General features: G+C 44.6%; 6 protein-coding genes. 2 read left to right on the top strand and 4 right to left on the bottom strand.

The window, feature by feature from the left end; translation table 11 throughout:
- Positions 1 to 248 precede the first annotated feature (248 nt).
- Together AACQ21_RS02315 and nhaD are read left to right on the top strand one after the other, a co-directional pair.
- Positions 249 to 1,553: a dicarboxylate/amino acid:cation symporter gene (locus AACQ21_RS02315; RefSeq protein WP_029189696.1), complete on the top strand. Its 1,305-nt coding sequence runs from the start codon at positions 249 to 251 to the stop codon at positions 1,551 to 1,553.
- 169 nt (positions 1,554 to 1,722) lie between these two features.
- Positions 1,723 to 3,171, top strand: a complete 1,449-nt coding sequence (gene nhaD, locus AACQ21_RS02310) for a sodium:proton antiporter NhaD (RefSeq protein WP_105977409.1) — start codon at positions 1,723 to 1,725, stop codon at positions 3,169 to 3,171.
- Here the strand turns inward: nhaD and AACQ21_RS02305 are convergent.
- The 4 genes from AACQ21_RS02305 to AACQ21_RS02290 form a co-directional block, all read right to left on the bottom strand.
- Positions 3,168 to 4,097, bottom strand: coding sequence for a Gfo/Idh/MocA family protein (locus AACQ21_RS02305; protein ID WP_181185589.1), 930 nt, complete (start codon positions 4,095 to 4,097; stop codon positions 3,168 to 3,170). The two genes, nhaD and AACQ21_RS02305, sit on opposite strands and share 4 nt — an antisense overlap.
- Positions 4,098 to 4,202: 105 nt before the next feature.
- Positions 4,203 to 4,733, bottom strand: coding sequence for an MltR family transcriptional regulator (locus tag AACQ21_RS02300; protein WP_010319258.1), 531 nt, complete (start codon positions 4,731 to 4,733; stop codon positions 4,203 to 4,205).
- Between the two features lie 61 nt (positions 4,734 to 4,794).
- On the bottom strand, positions 4,795 to 5,943 hold the full coding sequence (locus AACQ21_RS02295) for a mannitol-1-phosphate 5-dehydrogenase (RefSeq protein WP_105977407.1): 1,149 nt from the start codon (positions 5,941 to 5,943) through the stop codon (positions 4,795 to 4,797).
- 116 nt (positions 5,944 to 6,059) lie between these two features.
- Positions 6,060 to 8,009: a PTS mannitol transporter subunit IICBA gene (locus AACQ21_RS02290; protein ID WP_019283047.1), complete on the bottom strand. Its 1,950-nt coding sequence runs from the start codon at positions 8,007 to 8,009 to the stop codon at positions 6,060 to 6,062.
- Positions 8,010 to 8,332: the final 323 nt, after the last annotated feature.

The following is an 8,332-nucleotide window of genomic DNA, read 5'->3' as shown; positions in this document are numbered from 1 at the left end:
AATTACCATTAGATGAGAATAGTGATATTTGTTAACACAAAAGACTCATGTGTTGCCAAATGATAAAAAATAAAAATTTAAAACCAAAAATAGGTTATTAAAACGTAAAGGATGGGCGATTTTAAGTGATAAAGATCACAGCAATTAACCGTTAACATTATTTTACTTTTTGATTTGCACTCAGCCCTGCTAACCTGCGGCACGCTTTGAAATGATGTCGAAGTGCATAAAATAAAGGAGTGTTCACAATGAATACCAAAAAACCGATGTCGCTTACCGGCCGTGTTATTTTAGGTATGGTAGCGGGTATTTTGACTGGCTTTGCCATTCGAGCCTTATTTGCTGAAAACGGATTTGTTGACGCGTATATCGTTAACGGCTTATTCGATGTTGGCGGAAAAATCTTTATCGCCAGCTTAAAAATGTTAGTTGTACCCCTCGTGTTTGTTTCTCTCGTTTGTGGTACGAGCTCACTGAAAGATCTCACCACACTTGGCCGCATGGGTGGTAAAACCCTAGCCTTTTACATCGCAACCACTGCGATTGCCATCACACTGGCACTAACAATGGGCACTGTGTTTCAACCGGGGTCCGGAGCCGATTTAACCGCAGCAAGCTCATTCCAATCTGCGCAAGCCCCTTCTTTGGGCCAAGTGTTTATTGATATGTTCCCGACCAACCCAATCAGCGCGATGGCAGAAGGTAAAACACTGCAGGTCATCGTCTTTGCAGTACTATTTGGCATAGCCATCAGTGCCGCGGGTAAACCGGGCGAGCGTATTGCGGGCGTTTTTAATGACTTGAACGAAGTTATTATGAAACTAGTCGCCTTGTTGATGAACCTTGCTCCATACGGCGTATTTTTCCTGATGGCAAAACTGTTCACCAGCCTTGGTTTAAGTGCCATTTTGAACCTCGCAGAATACTTCGTAGTACTGACGGTTACCCTGCTGCTACACGGTTTTGTCACCTATAGTTTGATGTTGAAAGGCTTTACTGGTTTAAGTCCAATCACCTTCTTCCGTAAAATGGAAGATGCCATTATGTTCGCTTTCTCTACAGCCTCTTCCAATGCGACTATACCCGTCACCATGGAAACGGCTAAAAACCGCTTAGGGGTTGATAACAAGATAGCTTCTTTCACCATTCCGCTAGGTGCGACCGTTAACATGGATGGCACAGCGATCATGCAAGGCGTTGCGACAGCATTTATTGCCCAAGCGTTCAATATCGACCTAACCATGGGTGACTACGTGATGGTCATCCTCACGGCAACACTAGCCTCTGTTGGTACAGCAGGCGTTCCGGGTGTTGGTCTTGTCATGCTAGCGATGGTGCTAAACCAAGTCGGCTTGCCACTAGAAGGTATTGCTTTGATTATGGGTGTTGACCGCTTATTAGATATGATCCGCACCGCGGTCAATATTACTGGTGATAGCTGTGTGACTCTTATTGTGGCGAAAACAGAAGGCGCGTTAGATGAAGCTCGCTTTAATGATCCACAAGCTGGCGTGAAAGAAGAAGAAGTTCATTTAGCAAAAGCTCAAGCCTAACTTTCTTCACTTCCACTCATCAAAATCAAACCCTGTCGCTATTGCTACAGGGTTTTTCTTTATTCGCTTTACAGGTCAAGAATAAGATTAAAAATCAAGCAGATCAGAGCTATCTCACACCGAACTATCTTCAATAGATCTAGAATTTTATCAGCCTAACTTTCTAGGAGTGAACACAATGATACCTCGACGCACATGGCTTCTTTTGTTCTGCACTTTACTCTTTCCTTCAGTCGCTCTCGCTTCCTCTAACGATATCGATTCGTTAGATCTAACACACTCAACGATTGGTTATGCCTCTTTAGTCATTTTTACTCTGGCATACACGTTGGTCATGATGGAGGAGTACCTTAAGCTACGAAAGTCTAAACCTGTGTTACTTGCAGCTGGTTTAATTTGGGCCATGATTGGTTATGTTTATCAGCAGTATGAATTAACCGAGATTGCCAAAAACGCGCTAGAGCATAATTTGCTGGAATACGCCGAATTATTGCTGTTTCTGTTAGTCGCGATGACCTACATCAGTGCAATGGAAGAGCGGCGATTATTTGATGCATTACAAGCGTGGATGGTGGGAAAAGGTTTTGATTTTCGTGCTCTTTTTTGGATCACGGGGCTACTTGCATTTTTCATCTCACCAATTGCCGATAACCTAACCACCGCGCTGTTGATGTGCGCTGTCGTACTAAAAGTGGCAGGAAACAACCCACGTTTTATCAACATTGCTTGTATTAATATCGTCGTAGCGGCTAACGCCGGAGGCGCTTTTAGCCCTTTTGGAGACATCACCACCTTAATGGTTTGGCAAGCAGGCCATGTGCCATTTTCACAGTTCCTTTCTCTGTTTCTCCCTTCTGTGATCAACTACCTTGTTCCGGCATTGCTAATGTCGTTTTTCCTGCCCAAGGAAAAGCCAACCACCCTGCATGAACATGTCGAGCTTAAACGTGGAGCCCGCCGTATTGTCGTACTTTTCATGTTAACCATTGCTACCGCCGTAGCATTCCATGCTGTGGTGGGCTTTCCACCCGTTATAGGCATGATGATGGGGCTTGCTTACTTACAATTTTTTGGCTACTTCCTCAGGAAAACCTTACCTACTTCGCTGGCAAAAAAAACCGTAATTGCGATTGCAAATAATGACGAAGCCGCCCTAAAACGTATTGGCTCTGTAGTGCCATTCGATGTCTTTAAGCGAGTTTCACACGCCGAATGGGATACGCTACTGTTTTTCTACGGGGTGGTCATGTGCGTAGGAGGGCTAAGCTTACTGGGTTATTTAGGCATGATCTCGGAAGTGATGTATAGCCAATGGAACCCCATATGGGCAAACGTGATGATTGGGTTTCTTTCGGCGATTGTCGATAACATTCCCGTCATGTTTGCAGTACTGACGATGGGACCCGATATGTCCACCGGAAACTGGCTGCTCGTCACATTAACAGCGGGCGTCGGCGGCAGTTTACTCTCGATTGGCTCAGCCGCTGGAGTGGCTCTGATGGGCGCTGCACACGGCAAATACACCTTTGTAGGCCATCTAAAATGGACACCGATTATTGCAACAGGCTACGCCGCAAGTATTGGTGTCCACTTACTACTCAATCACGCTTTGTTTTAACGAATTTGCTTCGCAATATAATGACACAACGCCTCTGCCAGCTGGTGTGAGGCCAAGTTACGTGCCACCACTTCTGAAGCCAGCTTTCCGCTGTTTATCACGCCAATCCAATCGTCAATCATGGCGCTAAAGCCTTTGCTGGTCAGCATTGGCGTCCAATCTTTTAGACTAAGGGCTTGCTCTTGCCCTTGATGCCAACGTTTTCCTTGTGTAAACGAATCAAACTCAAAACCTTCATTCACAAAGCTCGCGCTGACTCGCTCAGCGGTTATCCCGAACTGGCGATTCATTGAGGCATGCAGCAAACTTTCGCCGTGTTGCCATTGAACATCCAAGCGGGATAACTGACCTTGATGCTGCTGGTAGGTAATATAAGCATCATCCAATGTGGCTTTAGCATTCACGTTTACGCTGTCTAGCGGATGGATAAAATCATCAAAGATAAAGGTGCGCACATCACCGGGCAGATCATAGCGGTGCTTTTCCCAACGAAGCGAACGTAAGTCGCTTCTATTACCAGTTTGCACTGCATTTAGGTGTTGGTTATAGAGCGGAATATGACGGCGATTAAACCCCACATACAAAGGTTGACGATGCTTTTCTGCAAGATCATACAACATTTCACAGGCGCTTGCGCTGTCGGCTAGCGGCTTATCAACAAAGGTTGGAATTCCGTGTTCAAGGAAAAATTGGGCGATTTGAGGGTGAGCCGAGGTCGCCGCATGGATCATAACCGCATCAACGTTATAGCCAAGTAGCTCTCGATAATCCGTGCAATTCTCTGAAATGCGGTAACGCTGCGCTAGTTGCGTAACAAGAGCTGAATTACGAGTACAAAATACCAATTCTAAATCTGGGCGCTGTGTGATGACCGGAAGATACGCCTTTTGCGCGATATCACCTAGACCAATAATGCCAATTTTCATCATCAAATCTCTTTTCGTTAGATGAAGGTTAGGCTAACACAAGAAGATTAAAAAGGGAGGTGTAGAACTCAGTGAAAAGGCAATCCTTGCCTGTCTGGGATGAGGTTAAAATGGGCTCTCTTTGTTCAGCTCATTGCAAATTTCGACAATCGCCAATGAGAGCCCGGATTTGATGATTTGTTGCTGACGCTGAAGTTGAAGCTGGTAAAAATCCAGTTCAATGTCGCCATCCGGCTCCAATACTTCCAACTGCACCATGCCCATTTTGGCCACCAAATGGAGCTTTTTTATCGGCACCAAAATTTTCGGGTCGGTGAACTCGTATTCAGCACCATCACTGTTGAGTTGATTACGCAGTTTGATTATATCTTCAATATCGTGGTAAACATCATCAGGTAATACCCCAAGGCCAAACAGCAGTTTTAGCCTGACAGACAAGTTGCCGAGTGGTCCAGAATCTTGCAATAGAGGGCCAACTACTGATTGGACAGCGAAGTTATCTTTGCGAAAAATGCGTTGCATTAATGCGTCAATCGCCTCATTGAACACTTCAACCGTCGTAATAAAGAATCCGCGCACCGAATGGGCACTATTCAGTCGTTCAATTATATCGCTTTCGTTAATTCTATCTGCCATACGCTGTACTAATTGTTGTTATAAAGGGAGGGCATTAGCGCCCTCCAAAGTATTTATGTGATTAAAGCTGTTTGTAGATCGCTTCAATTTGCTTAACCTGCTCGCTCTGCTCATCTAACCCTGTGTAATGGGCTAGTGTTTTACATACGCCATATTGGTTCAATGATGTTTGAAGCTCGACTGCTTGAGGATCGCTGTAGTTGGTATATTTAAGGGCCGCCGCAATCCCTTTCAATAGCGTTTTGTTTTCAACACCGTACTCGATTGTACCGAGTAATGGCTTGATTAATCTATCATTGGGGCCTAATTTTCGTATTGGCTGACGACCAACGCGATCCACTTCATCCACCAAATATGGGTTGGCAAAGCGGCTCAATATTTTTTCGATATAAGCGGCGTGCAATTCAGGGTCAAAACCGTAACGACGAATGAGTACTTCACCGCTTTCATGCATGGCTTGCTTCACTTGCTGACGAATTGCAGGATCTTCAATCGCTTCACGAATCGTCTTATGACCACTCAAACAACCCAAATAGGCGGTAATGCAGTGCCCAGTATTTAGAGTGAAAAGTTTACGCTCAACAAAAGCCATCAGATTATTGGTTTTTTCCATCCCTTCAATGTTGGGGATCTCACCTTTAAATTGCTGTTCATCAACAATCCATTCGCTGAAACTTTCAACCGTCACGGCCAACGGGTCATCGTTCGCGGCTTCGACAGGTGGCACAATGCGATCCACCGCGGAATCGACAAAACCAATTAACTCATCGGTTTTAGCATGCAGCGATAGGTCTAGATATTTATACACTTCGCCTTTCAGGTGTGTTGTACCGCGAACCATGTTTTCACAAGCGATCACATTGAGTGGCTGCTCATTGCCCGCTTCAAATCTTTTGGTGATGCCTTTGGCGATCGTTTTCGCAATGATATCAAGCACTGCAGGGCCGACAGCTGTAGTAACTAAATCCGTTTTTACAATGCGATCAATCACATCATCACTGGCTGAATTCACCGCAGTGACATGAGTGACAGTATCAATTTTGCACTCAGAACCCACTACCTTTACTTTGTATTCTTGACGATGACTCAATTGATCGACCAAAGGTTCATTGACATCGGCAAAAGTCACTTCAATGTCTGCATCGGCCAATAATTTACCAATAAAACCACGACCAATGTTACCCGCGCCAAAATGTACTGCATTTTTCATAATCTTACCTACCAAAAACTTATCTAAAAGAGAAAAGAGCGCTTAATGCTTCAATTGAGGTGAGGTCAGCAGTATAGGGGAACAGCCGACCTCGTTTTGCCTCAGGAGCAAAAGCGTTACGCTGCTTGGTTACCCGATAGGATGGCCAAGATATCGCTCACGTCTCTGGTTGAGGTGAGCTTCTCGATAGCATCAGGCTCATCGAGTGCGTTGGTAATGGTGGTAATAACTTGAATATGTTCATCATTTTTGGCGGCAATACCGATAACCAGTTTCGCTACGCCATCTTGGTCGTCCGTAAACTGCACACCAGCAGGATATTGGCAAATCACAATACCCGTTTTAATCACACGGTCTTTGGCGGCGACGGTACCATGAGGAACGGCAATCGATTCTCCAAGATAAGTGGATACCATTTTCTCACGTTCAAACATGGCATCAACATACTCAGGCTCCGCATAGCCAAGCTCAACTAACTTATTGCCAGCGAAACGAATGGCTTCTTCTTTATTAGCGGCATTCAAACCTAAGTGAATGTTTTCTTTTTGGATTTGAAAAACGGACGGTTTTTGAATTTCAAAGCTGTCGTCATTCGCAGCGAGGATGGATACTTTAACCACATCGCTATCATTCGCCGCCTTAGGGCGTTGAGCTGCCAAAAGCTTAGTCACAAGCTGGTTGTACATTTCACTGTCTAAAAAGTTGCTCAGTGAAATATGCTGTGCACTGGGTGCATGTGTGCGTGCGCGGCCAGTCAGGTCTTTATGAGTAATCACGATTTCTGCGTTCTCCGGCAAACTATTGATGGCAAGGTTAGTGACGTGAATCGCTAAACCCGCATCTTTGATTTTTTTACGCAGCATGCTTGCGCCCATTGCGCTTGAACCCATACCCGCATCGCAAGCAACAATAATGCTTTTCACGTTGGCTAAATCAATATTGCTTTTTTGAGAAGCCGTCGTCACATTGCCCTTTGCGCTCGATTTCATCTCTTTCATTTGTGATGTGGCTTTTTCTAACGCCGCTTCATCACCTTCTTCCTCGGTGCTGCTCTGTGCTTTCATCAATAATGACGCAACGGTAAAGGACACACCTGCCGCACCAAATATTGAGCATAATACGCCAACAATCGATCCTTTCTGTGTCATCAGTAGCACTGCAAAGATAGAGCCAGGAGACGCTGGAGAAACAATACCTGCATTGAAGAGAGTCAAAATGAACACCCCTGTCATACCACCAGCAATCGCTGCAAGAATCAGACGTGGATTCATCAGTATGTATGGGAAATAAATCTCATGGATGCCGCCGAAGAAGTGAATGATGGAAGCGCCACCAGCTGTTTGACGTGCTGTACCTTTACCAAACACCATGTAAGCCAACAAAATACCGAGACCAGGGCCAGGGTTTGCTTCAATTAAGAAGAAGATTGACTGCCCCATTTCACTGGCTTGTTGAATACCTAACGGTGAGAAAATACCGTGGTTAATCGCGTTGTTAAGGAACAAGATCTTCGCGGGTTCAACAAAAATAGAGGTGAGTGGTAAAAGGTGTGCTGAAACTAGGAAATTTACGCCTGCCGCTAAACCACCAGAGAGCACTTTGACAAATGGCCCAATAAGGTAAAACGCCAAGATTGCGCCAAGCATACCAATAATGCCTGCCGAGAAGTTGTTTACCAACATCTCAAAACCGCTTTTTACTTTACCTTCAACACGTTGGTCAAAGGTTTTGATCGCCCAACCACCCATAGGGCCAACCATCATGGCTCCCATGAACATGGGGATATCTGTTCCGACAATCACACCCATTGTGGTGATGGCACCGACAACAGCGCCACGTTCTCCACCAACCAATTTACCACCCGTGTAGCCAATCAGCAGTGGTAATAAGTAAGTAATCATCGGCCCAACCATAGATGCTAACGTTTCATTCGGTAGCCAACCTGTTGGGATAAATAGTGCGGTTATAAAGCCCCACGCGATAAACGCGCCAATGTTTGGCATAACCATGTTAGATAAGAAGCGACCAAAATTTTGTATCTTGATCTTTGCATCTGGTGATATCATGTGGATTCCCCGTTCGATGTTCTGATGAATATTGTTGTTGTAACGGTTCTGCGAAAAACCGTTGATTGCTTAGTACACAATCAATTTACCACACAATTTCATTCTGGAACTGACGACGGGTTTTTCGTGATCAGCCCCTCATAAATCCTAGCTTACAAATCATTTCTTCGTGATCATGGTCATTAAATTGACATGTAAATTTACAACAAAAAACAAAAATACAACTTGTCAACAAGACTTAAGCGATCAACATCATACTTTTTGAATTTTAACTTTTAATAAAAAAGAGATTCAAATCACAATTTAACTCTAATTATTAAAAA

The organism is Vibrio sp. V01_P9A10T6, from assembly GCF_963877065.1.
Lineage (GTDB): Bacteria > Pseudomonadota > Gammaproteobacteria > Enterobacterales > Vibrionaceae > Vibrio > Vibrio anguillarum.
The sequence above is the reverse complement of the archived record's forward strand: the minus strand, read 5'-3'. Positions and strand labels throughout refer to the sequence as shown.